Here is a 13,549-nt window from a genome sequence, read left to right on the forward strand (position 1 = left end):
AGAACGGTGGCCCCTCTGTGTCGGAGAGGGGCCACCGCCCCGTGCGCGCTCGAAGGAGGCGGCCCAGCTGGTCGCCACGGCCCCGCCCAGCAGGCAGAACTCCTCCGCGCCCCGTTGATCACCCGGCTAAGGTGCCCGGCATGAACGCCATAGAGCTGCGCGGGGCCGCCCTCCACTACGACGACTTCGGGCCGTCGGCCGGGCTGCCGGTCCTGTTGATTCACGGTCATCCGTTCAACCGCACTCTCTGGGCACCGCAGGCCGAGGCGCTGGCCGAGGCCGGATACCGGGCCGTCACCCCTGATCTGCGTGGTTACGGCCACAGCAGCGTCACCCGGGGCAAGGTGTTCCTCGCCGACTTCGCCGACGACCTCGCCGCGCTCCTCGACCACCTGGGTATCGAACGGGCCGTGATCGGCGGAGTCTCGATGGGCGGCCAGATCACCATGGAGCTCCAACGCCGTCACCCGCACCGGGTGCGGGCCCTGGTCCTGTCCGACACCTCCGCTCCCGCAGAGACCGACGAGGGGAAGGCGTTCCGCAACCGCCTGGCCGACCGGCTCCTCGCGGAGGGGATGGACGGGTACGCGAGCGAGGTGATCGACAAGATGCTCGCGGCGTACAACGTCACCGCGATGCCCGAGGTCGCCGAGCGCGTCCTGGGCATGATGCGCGCCACGGACCCCCACGGTGCGGCGGCGGCCCTGCGCGGGCGGGCCGAACGCCCCGACTACCGGGACACGCTGGCGGCGGTCCGCGTGCCGGTGCTGATCGTCGTCGGCGCGGACGACGTCTACACCCCCGTCGCGGACGCCGAGGCGATCCACGACCTCGTCCCGCACGCGACGATGGCCGTCATCGACAAGGCCGGCCACTTGCCAGGTGCCGAGCAGCCCGAAGCCTTCAACGCCACCCTGCTGGACTTCCTCACCGCCCGGGTGGCCGACCGTGACTGAACCGCACCCGCTCCTGGCCCACTTCACCGACGCTGCCCACGGTCGTTTCCCGCCCTGCGACGGCGGCGTGACGGTGCTGCCGCCGCTGCCCGACGGCCTGGAGGCATCGGTCGCCTTCACGGGGCACGCGGTGATCGCCACCGCCCTGGACCCCACGGACGTGCTCGCCCTGAGGCCCGACGGCTTCGGCGCATCCCTGGCCCCCGACTTCCTCCGCCACCTCGCGGGCCCCGACGGGACGGTCGGCGTCACCGACGCCACCCTGACGGCCTGCGGCACCGGCGGAACGCCGCGACTGGCCGAACTCGGGGACGGAGCACACGATCACCCGCGCGTCCTGTACGCCCGCGAGCTGAGGACCGGCGTCAAGGTCTACGGCGATGAGCGAGGGCTGATCACGCTGGCGGACGGTCTTGCCGGACGGCGCGAACTGAGCATCGAACTGCACGCGCCTCACCACGGCAGCCACGGCAACGGACGCGGCCTCCTCGCGGACGCCCTCACGCTCGTCCCGGCGGGCGAACCGCTCTTCGCCGCCGTGTCCCCGGGCAACGCCCGCTCGCTCCGCGCCTTTCTGGCCTGCGGATTCACTCCGATCGGCAGCGAAGTGATTCTCCGGCCCCGGCGATGGGGTGCGTAGGGTGACGCCATGGGCGTCGATATCACCACACTGATCGCCGACTGGTCCTGGCTGGCCGAGGTCCCGCCCCCGGAGCGGCTGGAGCGGCTGCGGGACGCCTGGTACGACGAGGCGACCGGGTTGTGGGACACCATGTCGGTGACGTATGGGTGGGAGTGGCCGCGCGGGCCGCACAGCGCGCTGTTCGGCGTCTACGAGTTCCCTGGCACCCTCGGCTCGTACAAGCCGCACTTCTGGGCGGGGGAGGCGTGGGAGAAGGCGCGCGACCAAGTCGACCCGGCTGTGCGGGCGGAGCTGGACGCGCTGCTCGGCGGGCTGATCTGGGACGGGCCGGACTTCGATGACGAGAAGCCGGACGAAGGATACGACTTCTTTTCCGGGGGCTCCGGTCTGCTGGTCGCGAAGTCCCCGGCGGGCGTACGGGAACTGCTCGCGACCTGGGAGCGCGTACGGTCCCGGCTCGATGAGCTCCGCGCGCCCTTCGGGGAGCCCGCCGTGGCGTCCCGGTTCAGCGACTTCGACGCCTTCGTACGCCTCCTGACCAACTGGGGCGAAGTCCTGGCCGAGGCCGCCCGCAGGGGCTGGGGGATCGTGGGGGTGAACGGGTAGCGGTCATCGCCTGCGGGAGACGCCCAGCTCGATCAGGTAGCGCTTCGTCACCCGGCCCCGTACCGCCCGTCGACCAGCTCCGCGACGCAGTCCAGCAGCCCGCGCCGGGCGGCTTCCGGGAGCGCCCGGTGGCCGGAGTACGTGCGCAGTACGTCCAGGTACTCCGCCGTGGTGTACGTGACGTCGTGCTCGTAACGCCGGAAGACCGTCGGGCCGAAGCGACCGCTGCGCTCCACCTCCTCCGCGTGGTCCGCGTTGCCGACCTCAGTGGCGGTGGGAGGCCGGGTCCCGGGCTTCGTCTCCGGGTCGAAGCGCTCGTAGCAGCGCTGGACCTCCACGAAGAACTCCTCGGTGCCGCCCCGCACATGCTGGGTCCGCACCACGGCGAGCGCCCCGCCCGTCCGCAGGGCGTCGGCGGCCTTGGGCACCCGCACCGCCGGGTCGATCCAGTGGAACGCGGTGGCGACGAGCACGGTGTCGTACGGCTCCGCCGGCAGCGGCCAGACCTCGAACGCGGCCGTCACCACCTCCACGTCCGCCGCCCCGGCCAGATTGCGCCGGGCGACCGCGGCCATGCTCGGGCCCGCCTCCACGGCCATGATCCGGCACCCCCGCCCGGCCAGCGGGACCGTGGCCTGCCCGGTCCCGCAGCCCACCTCCAGGACACGGCTGCCGGCACGGGTTCCGGCGAGCTCCGCGAGGTCGTCGAACAGCGCCGTCGGATAGCCCGGCCTGGCCCGGTCGTACAGCTCCGCGTCCTCGTCGAACGTCTGCCGCAGCCGCTCCCGCCGGGAGTCCTCGGGGGTGTCGTCGCGACGGGCGGAAGCGGTGATGTCGGGCATGCGGGGCAGCGTAGGCGATGCGGGCGCCGACGAGAGCTCCGAGAGTCCGTCAGGCGAGTTCGGCATCCAGGGGGCGCGCGATCAGCCGGGAGGGCCGGTCACCTCTGTGAGGCGGCGGGCCAGGAAGGCGCGCTCCACCTCGTTGTCGGTCATGGCCAGGGCCTCCTCGTACGAGGTGGCCGCCTCCGCCCACCGGCCCAGGGCACGCAGGAAGTCGGCGCGGGCGGCGCTCAGATACGCGTAGGTCCCCAGAGCCGGGTCGTCCAGCAGGGGGGCGAGTGCGTCGAGGCCGGCCTGAGGGCCGTCCCGGAAGCCCACGGCGATCGCGAGGTTCAGTTCGACCACCGGAGACGGCCACAGCCGGTGCAGTTCCCGGTAGAGCCCGATCACTTCCGTCCAGTCGGTCTCCTCCCAGGTCCTGGCTTCCGCGTGTACCGCCGCGATGGCCGCCTGGAGCGAGTACCTGGTGGGGCCCCCGCAGCGCAGCGACTCGGTCAGCAGCGTGCAGCCCTCCTCGATCTGCCCGGTGTCCCACCTCGTCCGGTCCTGCGCGGAGAGCAGGACCAGCGCCCCGTCCTCCGATACGCGGGTGTCCCGGCGGGAGTCGGTGAGCAGGACCAGCGCGAGCAGGCCGGCGACCTCGCTGTTGCCCGGCAGCAGGCGGTGGAGGGTGCGGGCGAGGTGGATGGCACCGTCCACCAGGTCCTGCCGTACGAGCCGGCCGCCGACGGGAGCGGCGTGGCCGGTGGTGAACACCAGGTGCACGACGTCGAGCACGGAGCCCAGGCGCTCGGGAAGGTCGTCGGGGGCAGGCACCCGGTAGGCGATCCTGGCACCGCTGATCTTCTTCTTCGCCCGCGTGATCCGCGCCGCCATCGCGGTGTCCTGGACCAGGAAGGCCCGGGCCACCTCGGTCGTGGACAAGCCGCACACCAGCCGCAGGGTCAGTGCCACCTGCGCGTCGCGCGAGAGGGCCGGATGACAGCACGTGAAGATGAGCCGCAACCAGTCGTCGTCGACCGCCTGCGGGCCCTCCCCGTCCTCCGGCCCGGTCACGGCATCGTCCACGACCAGCAGCGGCAGCGTCGAGCGCAGGACGGACTCCCGGCGGAGGACGTCCTTCGCGCGGTTGCGGGCGACGGTGGTCAGCCAAGCGCCCGGCCGCTCCGGGACGCCGTTCGCGGCCCACTTCCGCAGGGCTTGGGCGTACGCGTCCTGGGCACATTCCTCGGCGAGGTCGAGATCGCGGGTGACGCGCACCGTCGCGGCGAGCACCCCGGCCCACTCGCGGCGGTGCGCCTGCGCGACGGCCTCCGTGACCTCGGCGTCGCCGGTGTTCTCCGTCACGTCGCGCCGTTCCCGCTCAGCCCGGCTCGTTGATCGGACGGATCTCGACCCCGCTGTGCCCCACCGCCACCTCGGGCAGTCGCCCGGCGAGTGCGAGGGCCGCGTCCAGGTCGGGCGCCTCCACCAGGTAGTAGCCGCCCAGGGCCTCCTTGGCCTCCGGGAACGGTCCGTCGGTCGGCGTCGGTCGGCCGCTCGCGCTGCCGCGCAGGGTCGTCGCGGTCGTCGTCGGAAGGAGTTCGTGACCGGCGAGGACCGCGTCACCGGCCGCGGCGGTGAAGGCGGCGTGGGCGGCCCCGACCTCCTTCCGGTCCTGCTCGGACATCGATTCCCAGATCTGCTCGTTCCCGTAGATGAGGAGCAGGTACTTCGCCATCTCGTGCATCCCATCGCCATGGGGCCTGTGCCGGCCCTCCTGTCTCTACGACGAACGAGCCGGTCGCAGATCGACGTTCTCCGCTGCGGCAGAGGATAGGACTTTGTCGGTGGTCGGTGGTCGGTGGTCGGTGGTCGGTGGTCAGGAAGACCGTGGACCCGCTGCCCGCGCCCTCGTTCCCGGTCACCGCGTGCCGGTAGGCCCGTGGTACGACACACCCCCCGCGCATGCGACCGCAGAGGTACCGAACCCCGGACCGGGGGCGGACGTTGGGGCGCCGGTCCGCGCCTAGCGTTCGGATCATGAGAAATCGTCACCGCGCCCTGGCCGCCGCGCTCCTCGTCCTCGCCCTGGGCGCGACCGCCGTCACCCCGGCCGCCGCCTCCCCGCAGCCCGCCGCCGGCACGTCCGTGGCCGACGTGCCCGCCCCGCAGCTGCGGCTTCCCGCGCCGACCGGGCCGTACGCCGTCGGCGAGAGCACCCTGCACCTGCGGGACACCGGGCGCGCCGATCCGTACGTACCGGAGGCGGGGGCGCGTGAGCTGCTGGTGTCCATGTTCCATCCGGCGCGGGCCGGGACCGGGGTGCGTGCCCCGTACATGAGCACCAAGGAGGCGGAACTGCTGCTGGAGTCGCGGGGGTTGGGCGGCTTCGTGGCGCCCGAGGCGGTCGGGGCCACCGCGACGTACGCGCGTGCCGGGGCCGCGCCCGCGCCGGGGCGGTTTCCGCTCGTCGTGCTGTCGCCCGGGTTCGGGCAGAGCCGGTTCACGCTGACGTCCCTCGCGACGGACCTGGCGTCCCGGGGGTACGTCGTCGCCGTCGTGGACCACGCCCACGAGTCCGTCGCCACCGTCTTCCCGGGTGGGCGCGTCCTGCCCTGCGCCGCCTGCGACTACGTGGAGCGGGTCGGTGACGCGGGGCTCGCGGAGGTCGCGCGGGGCCGGGCCGCCGACATCTCGTTCCTGCTGGACCGGCTGACCGGCCGTCACCCGGCGTGGCGCTACGCCTCGATGATCGACCGGCGGCACGTCGGCATGGCCGGGCACTCCATCGGCGGCGACTCCGCCGCGTCCACGATGGCCGCCGACCGGCGGGTGCGCGCCGGGGTGAACATGGACGGCACCTTCTTCGACCCGGTGCCCGCCGCAGGGCTCCGGGGCCGGCCCTTCATGATGCTCGGCACCGACGTCGACCACGCGTCCGGCGGGACCTTCGACACCACGTGGGACCGGGACTGGAAGCGTCTCGACGGCTGGAAGAGGTGGCTCACGGTCACCGGAGCCGGCCACTTCACCTTCACCGACCTGCCGATCCTCGCGGAGCAGTTGGGCATCGCCGACCCCTCGGCCCCGCTGCCCGGCGACCGGTCGGGCGACATCACCCGCGACTACGTCGCCGCCTTCTTCGACCTCCACCTCAAGGGCGTACCGCAGCGTCTGCTCGCCGGCCCGACGCCGGGGAACCCGGAGGTGGTGTTCCAGGCGCCTGCGCGGTAGCGGCGGTTGAGGAGGTGGGGCCCTCGATTATTACGCCGTAATAATCGAGGGCCCCACCTGTGCGCTCAGGCGGTGCCCGCCGTCTCCGCGGCCGGCTTGACGTGCTCGTTGACGCGCCTGCCGAGCAGGATGAAGAGCAGGATCAGCCCCACGGTCAGCAGGATGTGGCCGAGTCCGGCGGTCAGCGGCACGGCCTCCGCGATGTGGTCCTCGTCCCGGCCGAGCACGGTCAGGATGCCGTGGACGCCCATCATCGCCGTCGAGATGGCGATGCCGGCGTTGTAGAACCAGAAGAACGCGGTGAACAGCTTCGAGCCGGACAGTCCGAAGGCCTTGTCCAGGGCGAGGACGAGCAGGAAGACGAGCATGCCCAGCGCCAGCAGATGCGTGTGCATGAGCGCCAGCTGGGTGTCGCCGTGGAAGTCCTTGGCCTTGGTGAACTCCCGGTAGAAGAGCCCCGAGATCACGCCGACGATCATGTAGACGTGTGCTGCGTAATACGACTTCCGCATGGCGGAGTTCGCCCCCCTGGGTCGAATACCGTACCGATCAGGGGCATTCAAGCACCCGGTCCCGCGCGTACGGGTGCTTCGCCGGGCTCGTCGGGGAACCGCACGAGCGGGTCTCAAGCGGTCTTCGAGCGTTTCTCGTGCGCGGCCCTGGCCACCGGGCCGGCCGTCCGTGGGCGTATCAGAGGTGCGCGGTCCCGCCCCAGAGCCGCAGGCTCAGGCGGTGGCCGTCGCCCTGCCAGTGGGAGAGCGAGGCGTTGGGTACCGGCGGCACGCTCTCGGGCGGCGCCGCGCCGAGGCCCGCCAGGGCGAAGCGGACGGCGACGACCGCCGCGTCGTGTGCGACGAGCAGGACGCGCCGCCCGGGCGCCGCCCGTTCCAGATCGGCGAGGAGGCCGCGCACCCGCAGGGCGACATCGGCGAGCGATTCCCCGCCGGGAGGGCGGTAGAACCACTCGCCCAGGCGGTCCCGTCGCGCGGCCTCCTCGGGGTCCCGCGCCGCCAGCGCGGCCGGCGGGTACAGCTCGAAGACGCCCATCTCGCGGTCCCGCAACCGCTCGTCCACCAGAAGAGGAAGCGGAGCGACGCCCTCGCCGGCCGCGTGCCCGGCCATCACCTGCCAGGTCTGCCCGGCCCGTACGTACGGCGAGCAGACGACGAGGTCCAACTCCCCGGCGTACTCCACGAGCCACCGCCCGAGCGCCCGCGCCTGTGCCCGGCCGAGGCCGGACAGCGGTACGTCGCGGTCGCGGCCCTCCAGGGGCGCCGCGCCCGCCTCGGCGAAGACGACGTTGGCGGTGCTCTGCCCGTGCCGGACCGCCCACAGCGCGCCGAGCGCGTTCGGCACGGCGAGGGGCGCCCCGCCCGGTTCCCCTTCGGGACGCCAGGGCGCCGCCTCGCCGCTTCCCCGTACCGTGTCCGTCATGCCGTCAGGGTAGGGCCCCCGGGCCGGATCAGGCCGTGGTCGACGGCTTCTCGCGGAGGGCGTCGACCACCGCGCGTTCCAGGACCGCCGACCTGTTCAGCACGGTGCCCTTCCTGCCCATGGAGGTGTCCCGGATGAGGTACGTCCGCTCGCCCAGGTACGCCAGGGTCTCCGCGTCGAAGATCCAGGCCGTGCGCCAGCCGGTCCGGGTGTCGTCGCGGGCCACGCCGATGCCGTGCCGGCCGGCCGCGTCCACCGCGTCGGTGTCCACGCTCACACCGGGAATCCTCGCCGCGGCCTTGTACAGGGCGGCCGCGGTCTTCGGCGGCATCAGCGTCTCCTGGATCAGCTCGCCGATGGCCTCGAAGGCGTCCTGGTCCGGGTCCCGCTCGTCGGCCGGGGTGTTCCGCGCGTCCTGGTCCGTGGTGATCTCGGCGGCGAGCCGCCGGAGCAGGGCGTCGGGGTCGGTGGGCAGGGAGGCCAGCCAGGCGTACGTCGGCCGGTTGAGGCCCTCCGGGTAGCCGACGGGCTTCTCGCCGTCCGGGACGCCGACCGTGATCGGGTAGTACGCGCCGTCCTGGTGGATCAGGCCCTCGTCGATCACCGGTCCGGGCTCCTGGGTCATCCAGACCTCGCGCTCCCCGGGCTCGGCCGGCTTCATCGGGCCCCCGAACTCGCCCTCGCTCCCGGCCTGAAGCGTCCTGACGTACACGTACTGGTCGTCGGTGACCTCGATCGCGTCGCTCTTCGCGGCGACCGTGGCGATCCGGTCCAGCAGCACGGTCGCGCCGCGCGGGGCCGTGGCGGTGGAGGCGGTGCGGGGGGTCTCGGCCCGGTCCGTCACGGCGAGGGTCGTGAACAGCACCCCGCCCAGGGCCAGTCCGGCGGCGGGCAGCAGGACGGCGGGGCGCAGGAGGCGGGGCCGGGGGCGCGCGGTGGTGCGGTCGCCGTCCTGGTCGATCAACTGCATCAGGGTTTCCTTGTGGTGGAGATGGCGCCCCGGGGGCAGGTCCCGTTCGGCCGGGGCCGGCAGCAGCCGGGCCAGTTCCTCGCGTTCGGCCCTAGGCCGTGTCCGGAAAGTCCCGTCTGGCCCGCGACGCCTGGCACGCACTCTCGCCGCACCGGCCGAAATCCCAAGTACGTCCAGTACGAGGGATCGCGGCCGGCACGCCGAGAGCACGCACCAGACGCCGCAGGCCACGCCCTCCGGGCGTACGACGGGACTTTCCGGACACGGCCTCGTGGGGCCGGAGGTGCGGTCGTTCATCGGGCTTCCTCCTGGAGGGGCAGGGCCACGAACGCGGCCCTGCCCTGTACCTCTCCGCGACGGGGGCGGGGTTCCGTGCCGTTGTCGTTCCGTTCCCGGGCCAGCCGCTCGTCGGTGAGCCGCCGCAGCCGCTCGCGGGCCCGGGACAGCCGCGACCGCACCGTGCCCACGGGGACGCCGAGCGCCTCGGCGGCCTCCGCGTAATCGAGGCCGGCCCAGACGCACAGGGCCAGCACCTCGCGGTCCTGGCGGCGCAGTCCGCCCAGCGCCTGGCGGACCGCGGCGAGCCGCCGGGTGTCGTCGATCTGGCCGGCCGCGGCGTCCGCGATGTCCGCGACGGGCTCGGGGGCGGGGCGGCGGGCCAGGAAGGCGAGGCGCCGGCCGGTGCCCCGGTTGGCGTTGCGGGCCTTGTTGGTCGCGATGCCGAGCAGCCACGGCAGCAGCGATCCGCCCTCCGGCTCGACGGCGTGCCGGGTGCGCCAGGCGGCGAGGAAGGTCTCGGACATGACCTCCTCGGCCGTCGACCAGTCGCCCGTCAGCCGGTAGGCATGGTTGTAGACCGGCCGCGCGTACTCCTCGTAGAGCGCGGCGAACGCCTGGCGGTCGCCCGCCCTGATGCGTGTGCGCATGCGCTCCCGGTCCTCCTGATCATCACATCTCACACCTCTACCTCTCCGCCCTGCCCGGCGGGTTCCCGTGACCCCCGCCACACCGGGGTGCGCGTCAGACGGTGGCCGGTGCGAGCTCCGCCGGCAGGCGGGGCGGGGTCCCCCGGGTCCACACGATCCGCAGCGCGGTGGCGGAGATCCGCCAGCCGTCGGCCGTCCTGACCAGCTCGGTCTCGGTGTGCCCGGCGGAGACGAAGACGCCGTCCGAGCCGTCCGCGAGGACGTGGGTGCTCAGCTGGGCGCCACGGACCGTGGCCCTGTCGCCGTCGATGTCGATGACGTTGTTCGTACCGAAATGCACGGTCCGGTCGAACAGTGCCATGCCCTGCCGCACGCGGTCCAGCACGGCCTCGCGGCCGTGGACGGTGCCGACGGGCATCTCGGCGGTGACGTCCTCGGTGTGGAACGCGCAGGCCCACTCGTCGTCGAGGACTCCGTGGTCCAGGGAACGGAGAAAGCGGTCCAGGAGGTCGGTGATCTCGGCGCGGTCGCTCAGGTGCCGCAGCTGCCGCCGCATCTCTTCGGTGTTCATGGCGCAAGCCTCATCCCTCAAGCGGACTTGAGGTCAAGGCGCTTCCGCTGCGCTGTCAGACCCGACTGGGATGCTGCGGCGATGGAGACGGAGAGGGAGACCGGGATGACGACCGGGATGACGGTGCAGCTGGTGATCGACTGTTCCGATCCGCAGCGGATGGTGGCCTTCTGGGGCGGGGCCCTGGGTTACGTCCCCGAGCCGCCGCCGGAGGGGCATGCCAGCTGGCGCGCGTACTGGGAGGACATGGGGGTGCCCGAGGAGGAGCTGCCCCCCGGCTCCGGGGACCTGCCGGAGTCGATCGTCGATCCCGCCGGGCACGGGCCGCGGGTGTGGTTCCAGCGGGTCCCGGAGGTGAAGGCGGTCAAGAACCGGTGGCACTTCGACCTCAAGGCCGGCGGCGGGCGTGGCGTCCCGCTGGAGGTCCGCAAGCAGCGGGTCGACGCCGCGGTCGCCCGGCTGGTCGAGGCCGGTGCCACGGTGGCGCAGGTCAGGGAGGTGCCGGAGATGGACTTCTACGCCACCGCCATGCTGGACCCGGAGGGCAACGAGTTCGACGTCGTCTGACGGCCATCGCCGTTCGCGCACGACGGTGGCCGGTGGTTCACTTCCGGGCGCTCACAGGATCTGGATGCTCTTGATCCGGGGCGGGTTGTTCGGGAACGTGATGTCCGTCCAGCGGTTGATCCGGACCGAGTCCCCGTTGACGTCGTAGTAGACGAGGTCGTTGTTGCCGGTGACGATCCGGTCGGCCCACCAGCCGCCGAAGTCCGTCCGGCCCGCGTTGGCGTAGCAGTCTACGCTCTGACGGCCGTCCAGGTGCGAGTAGATCTTCAGGAAGTCCGCGCCGCCGACGCACTCCACGTGGTCGATGGCGTAGGCGGACCCTGCGGGTACCGCGACGGTCAGCGAGGCCGCGGCGGCGAATGCCATGGCCAGGGAGCCGAGGATGCGCTTGCCCTGTGCGATCACGGGATCTCCTTCGTTCGGGCCCGGGCCGAGGCCCGGCCCTGTCGGTGGCGTGGCGCCGCGATGCGACGGGCGCGCTCCGCCGAGCCGGGTGGTGACTCGTTGACGATCTTGTAGTCGCTCCACCGGCAGGCGCGGCAGGTGGGGCGGTGCCGCCGCATGTCGACCCGAACGGGCGAGGGCGGGGGCGGGCTACCGTGCCCCGATGTCGTACGCGACTCCCTCGGAGACCGCCCGCAGCTTGTCCGGGTTGGCCACGTTGTGGATCGCGGCGATGCGCCCCTGTGCGTCGAAGTCGAAGGTCACGGTGGCGACGACGCGGTCCGGTCCGCTGAACACCATGCCCGGACCGCCGTTGATCTCGGTGAGCTCCGCCTTCATGTCGGCCGGTTCGACACCTTGGTAGGCGACCGTGCCGATCGCCGAGAACCAGCCGGCCACCGTGGCCGCGCCGGAGACCGGGCGCAGGGCCTGGCGGACCTTGCCGCCGCCGTCGGTCCACAGGGTGACGTCGGGGGAGAGGAGTTCGAGGAGCGCGTTGACGTCACCGCCCGTCGCGGCGGCGTGGAAACGTTCCGCCGCCTCGCGCTGCCGCGCCCGGTCCGCCTCGAAGCGCGGGCGCCGGGCCCGCACGTGCGCACGGGCGCGGTGCGCGGCCTGCCGTACCGCCGCCTCGGAACGCTCCACCGCCTCGGCGATCTCCGCGTGGCTGAAGGCGAACACCTCCTTCAGCACGAACACCGCGCGCTCCAGCGGACTGAGCGTCTCGAGCACCACCAGCATGGCCATCGACACCGACTCGGCGCCCAGCGCGGCCGATTCGGCGTCGGGGACGGCCTCGGCGGCGCCCCCGCCGGTCAGGATGGGCTCGGGCAGCCACGGTCCGACGTACGTCTCCCGCTTGTACCGGGCGGACCGCAGCCGCTCCAGCGCCAGGTTGGTCACGATCCGGGTCAGGTACGCCTTGGGGTCGGCCACCTGCGAACGGTCCGCGGCGGACCACTTGAGCCAGGCGTCCTGGACGGCGTCCTCGGCATCGGCGGCGGTGCCCAGAACGCGGTACGCCACGGCGAACAGCAGCCGCCGGTACTCCAGGAAGACCTGCTGGCCCGGGTGGGCGGAACGGTCGTCGGCGCTGGTCATCTGTCTCCTCGGATACGGGTGAAGCGGCCTCCGCGCGGCCAGAACGCGCCCGACGCGGGCATCTTCCTCATGCGGCCGTACGTCGGCCAGGGCGAGGCCGTCACGGTCTCCTTGTACCGGACGGCCACCGCTCCCACCAGGCAGATCCGGCGCGGGCTGTCGTCGGGCCGGGTGAACTGCACGACCGCGTCGCCCCGGCCCAGGCTCACCGGCGTGTGGTAGTAGCCGAACCGGAAGGGCTTCGGCTCCTTGCCCCTGAGGACCCGGTCGATCGACAGAGCCGCGTGCACCCCGGTCGGCATGCCGCCCTGGCAGGTCCCGTGCATGACCCCGTAGCCCTGGCGGATCGCGGCCGCGTCGCCGACCGCGTACACCTCGGGGTGCGAAACGGAGCGCAGCGCCCGGTCGGTGACGACCCGTCCGCGCTCGTCCACCTCCAGGCCGGCGGCGGCCGCCAGCGGTGCCACCCGGGTGCCGCCCGTCCAGAGGACCGCGTCGGCCGCGATGGACTCGCCGCCCTCCAGCTCCACCGAACCGGCGAGCACCTTCGCCACGCGGACGCCGCCGCGGACCCGTACGCCGAGGCGGCCGAGGGCGGCCCGCACATGCGCCCGGGCCTTGTCGTTCATGGCCGCGCCGGGCTCCTCGCCGCCGAGCAGGACGACGTCGAGGCGGGGGTACCGCTCGGCGATCTCCGCCGCCGACTCGACGCCGGTGAGGCCGGTGCCGACGACGACCACGGTGCCGTCGCCGCGTTCGCCGCGTTCTCCGTCCTCCCGGTCCGTGGCGCCGCCTTCGCCGCCCAGGGCCTTCAGCCGGTCGGCGAGCAGCCGCGCGTCCTCGGTGCTGCTCAGGGTGTACGCGTAGTCGTCGGCGCCGGGAACCTGCGAGGTGTCGGCGACCCCGCCCAGCGCGTACACCAGCGTGTCGTAGGACAGGACGCGCTCGTCGTCGACGCGTACGGTCCTGGCCCCGGCGTCCACCGCCGTCACCCAGCCCCGCGTGAACCGCGCGCCCGTGCCCGCCAGCATCTCCGGGACGCTCATCGTGTCGAGGAGGCGGCCGGCGGCGGTCATGTGCAGCCGCATCCGCTCGGTGAACCGTTCCCCCGCGTTCACCACCGTCACCCGCACCGTGTCCCGCCGCTCGGCGGTCCGGGCCGCCAGCTGCACGGCGGCGGCCATGCCCGCGTATCCGGCCCCCAGAACCACCACGTGGTGCGTGCCCTCCGTACGGGTCTCCCGCTGTGCGCTCATGACCGGTCCTTCCTTCC

Annotated in this window: 15 protein-coding genes and 1 pseudogene; 5 read left to right on the forward strand and 11 right to left on the reverse strand. The window is 73.1% G+C overall.

The genetic code is table 11. The features are described from left to right. Positions 1-140: 140 nt before the first annotated feature. Genes ACFUJY_RS32365 through ACFUJY_RS32375 form a run of 3 tightly spaced genes read left to right on the forward strand, consistent with a single transcriptional unit; the run spans position 141 to position 2,205 of the window. Positions 141-956 carry an alpha/beta fold hydrolase gene (locus tag ACFUJY_RS32365; protein ID WP_383306250.1) on the forward strand — a complete coding sequence of 272 codons (816 nt, stop codon included), beginning with the start codon at positions 141-143 and terminating at the stop codon, positions 954-956. Further along, the gene (locus ACFUJY_RS32370) at positions 949-1,596 is read left to right on the forward strand and encodes a hypothetical protein (RefSeq protein WP_383306252.1); all 648 of its coding nucleotides are present in this window, start codon (positions 949-951) and stop codon (positions 1,594-1,596) included. The genes ACFUJY_RS32365 and ACFUJY_RS32370 overlap by 8 nt, the downstream gene beginning before the upstream one ends. 9 nt (positions 1,597-1,605) lie before the next feature. Then, positions 1,606-2,205: a hypothetical protein gene (locus ACFUJY_RS32375; protein WP_383306254.1), complete on the forward strand. Its 600-nt coding sequence runs from the start codon at positions 1,606-1,608 to the stop codon at positions 2,203-2,205. A 3-nt stretch (positions 2,206-2,208) separates the two neighbouring features. On the opposite strand, the pseudogene ACFUJY_RS32380 reads toward ACFUJY_RS32375, so the two are convergent. The 3 genes and pseudogenes from ACFUJY_RS32380 to ACFUJY_RS32390 all read right to left on the reverse strand — a co-directional run bounded on the left by ACFUJY_RS32380 (position 2,209) and on the right by ACFUJY_RS32390 (position 4,767). Then, a pseudogene (locus tag ACFUJY_RS32380) lies at positions 2,209-3,047 on the reverse strand (class I SAM-dependent methyltransferase). 81 nt (positions 3,048-3,128) lie between these two features. Beyond that, positions 3,129-4,394 carry an RNA polymerase sigma factor gene (locus ACFUJY_RS32385; RefSeq protein WP_383306256.1) on the reverse strand — a complete coding sequence of 422 codons (1,266 nt, stop codon included), beginning with the start codon at positions 4,392-4,394 and terminating at the stop codon, positions 3,129-3,131. Between the two features lie 16 nt (positions 4,395-4,410). Beyond that, positions 4,411-4,767, reverse strand: a complete 357-nt coding sequence (locus tag ACFUJY_RS32390) for a YciI family protein (protein ID WP_383306258.1) — start codon at positions 4,765-4,767, stop codon at positions 4,411-4,413. Positions 4,768-5,069: 302 nt separating this feature from the next. Between ACFUJY_RS32390 and ACFUJY_RS32395 the strand changes: the two genes are divergently transcribed. Next, entirely contained in the window at positions 5,070-6,263 is a 1,194-nt protein-coding gene (locus tag ACFUJY_RS32395; protein ID WP_383306260.1) for an alpha/beta hydrolase family protein, read from the forward strand. 65 nt (positions 6,264-6,328) lie between these two features. Here the strand turns inward: ACFUJY_RS32395 and ACFUJY_RS32400 are convergent, their stop codons facing one another. From ACFUJY_RS32400 to ACFUJY_RS32420, 5 genes are all read right to left on the reverse strand, one after another. Next, entirely contained in the window at positions 6,329-6,775 is a 447-nt protein-coding gene (locus tag ACFUJY_RS32400) for a DUF2871 domain-containing protein (protein WP_383306262.1), read from the reverse strand. Positions 6,776-6,953: 178 nt separating this feature from the next. Then, entirely contained in the window at positions 6,954-7,697 is a 744-nt protein-coding gene (locus ACFUJY_RS32405; RefSeq protein WP_383306264.1) for a histidine phosphatase family protein, read from the reverse strand. Positions 7,698-7,725: 28 nt separating this feature from the next. Continuing rightward, a complete protein-coding gene (locus ACFUJY_RS32410; RefSeq protein ID WP_383306266.1) occupies positions 7,726-8,808 on the reverse strand; it encodes a CU044_5270 family protein in 1,083 nt (360 codons plus the stop codon). Between the two features lie 152 nt (positions 8,809-8,960). Beyond that, on the reverse strand, positions 8,961-9,593 hold the full coding sequence (locus tag ACFUJY_RS32415; RefSeq protein WP_383306268.1) for an RNA polymerase sigma factor: 633 nt from the start codon (positions 9,591-9,593) through the stop codon (positions 8,961-8,963). A gap of 94 nt (positions 9,594-9,687) precedes the next feature. Continuing rightward, the gene (locus tag ACFUJY_RS32420) at positions 9,688-10,164 is read right to left on the reverse strand and encodes a nuclear transport factor 2 family protein (RefSeq protein ID WP_383306270.1); all 477 of its coding nucleotides are present in this window, start codon (positions 10,162-10,164) and stop codon (positions 9,688-9,690) included. 81 nt (positions 10,165-10,245) lie between these two features. Between ACFUJY_RS32420 and ACFUJY_RS32425 the strand changes: the two genes are divergently transcribed. Further along, positions 10,246-10,731 carry a VOC family protein gene (locus ACFUJY_RS32425; protein ID WP_383306272.1) on the forward strand — a complete coding sequence of 162 codons (486 nt, stop codon included), beginning with the start codon at positions 10,246-10,248 and terminating at the stop codon, positions 10,729-10,731. A 51-nt stretch (positions 10,732-10,782) separates the two neighbouring features. On the opposite strand, the gene ACFUJY_RS32430 is transcribed toward ACFUJY_RS32425, so the two are convergent. The 3 genes from ACFUJY_RS32430 to ACFUJY_RS32440 all read right to left on the reverse strand — a co-directional run bounded on the left by ACFUJY_RS32430 (position 10,783) and on the right by ACFUJY_RS32440 (position 13,532). Next, positions 10,783-11,136, reverse strand: coding sequence for a beta/gamma crystallin domain-containing protein (locus ACFUJY_RS32430; protein WP_383306274.1), 354 nt, complete (start codon positions 11,134-11,136; stop codon positions 10,783-10,785). Positions 11,137-11,325: 189 nt separating this feature from the next. Further along, a complete protein-coding gene (locus tag ACFUJY_RS32435) occupies positions 11,326-12,276 on the reverse strand; it encodes an RNA polymerase sigma-70 factor (RefSeq protein ID WP_383306276.1) in 951 nt (316 codons plus the stop codon). Continuing rightward, positions 12,273-13,532, reverse strand: a complete 1,260-nt coding sequence (locus ACFUJY_RS32440; protein WP_383306278.1) for an NAD(P)/FAD-dependent oxidoreductase — start codon at positions 13,530-13,532, stop codon at positions 12,273-12,275. The genes ACFUJY_RS32435 and ACFUJY_RS32440 overlap by 4 nt, the downstream gene beginning before the upstream one ends. Between the last annotated feature and the right edge of the window lie 17 nt (positions 13,533-13,549).

Origin of the sequence: Streptomyces sp. NPDC057249 (genome assembly GCF_042669245.1) — a bacterium.
Taxonomy (GTDB): Bacteria; Actinomycetota; Actinomycetes; order Streptomycetales; family Streptomycetaceae; genus Streptomyces.

Bases quoted from the DNA above. Each gene is read 5' to 3' on its own strand.
- ACFUJY_RS32435 (WP_383306276.1), bottom strand. From the start codon at position 12,276: ATGACCAGCGCCGACGACCGTTCCGCCCACCCGGGCCAGCAGGTCTTC.
- ACFUJY_RS32415 (WP_383306268.1), bottom strand. From the start codon at position 9,593: ATGCGCACACGCATCAGGGCGGGCGACCGCCAGGCGTTCGCCGCGCTC.
- ACFUJY_RS32405 (WP_383306264.1), bottom strand. From the start codon at position 7,697: ATGACGGACACGGTACGGGGAAGCGGCGAGGCGGCGCCCTGGCGTCCC.
- ACFUJY_RS32425 (WP_383306272.1), top strand. From the start codon at position 10,246: ATGGAGACGGAGAGGGAGACCGGGATGACGACCGGGATGACGGTGCAG.
- ACFUJY_RS32375 (WP_383306254.1), top strand. From the start codon at position 1,606: ATGGGCGTCGATATCACCACACTGATCGCCGACTGGTCCTGGCTGGCC.
- ACFUJY_RS32400 (WP_383306262.1), bottom strand. From the start codon at position 6,775: ATGCGGAAGTCGTATTACGCAGCACACGTCTACATGATCGTCGGCGTG.
- ACFUJY_RS32420 (WP_383306270.1), bottom strand. From the start codon at position 10,164: ATGAACACCGAAGAGATGCGGCGGCAGCTGCGGCACCTGAGCGACCGC.
- ACFUJY_RS32395 (WP_383306260.1), top strand. From the start codon at position 5,070: ATGAGAAATCGTCACCGCGCCCTGGCCGCCGCGCTCCTCGTCCTCGCC.
- ACFUJY_RS32365 (WP_383306250.1), top strand. From the start codon at position 141: ATGAACGCCATAGAGCTGCGCGGGGCCGCCCTCCACTACGACGACTTC.
- ACFUJY_RS32390 (WP_383306258.1), bottom strand. From the start codon at position 4,767: ATGGCGAAGTACCTGCTCCTCATCTACGGGAACGAGCAGATCTGGGAA.
- ACFUJY_RS32440 (WP_383306278.1), bottom strand. From the start codon at position 13,532: ATGAGCGCACAGCGGGAGACCCGTACGGAGGGCACGCACCACGTGGTG.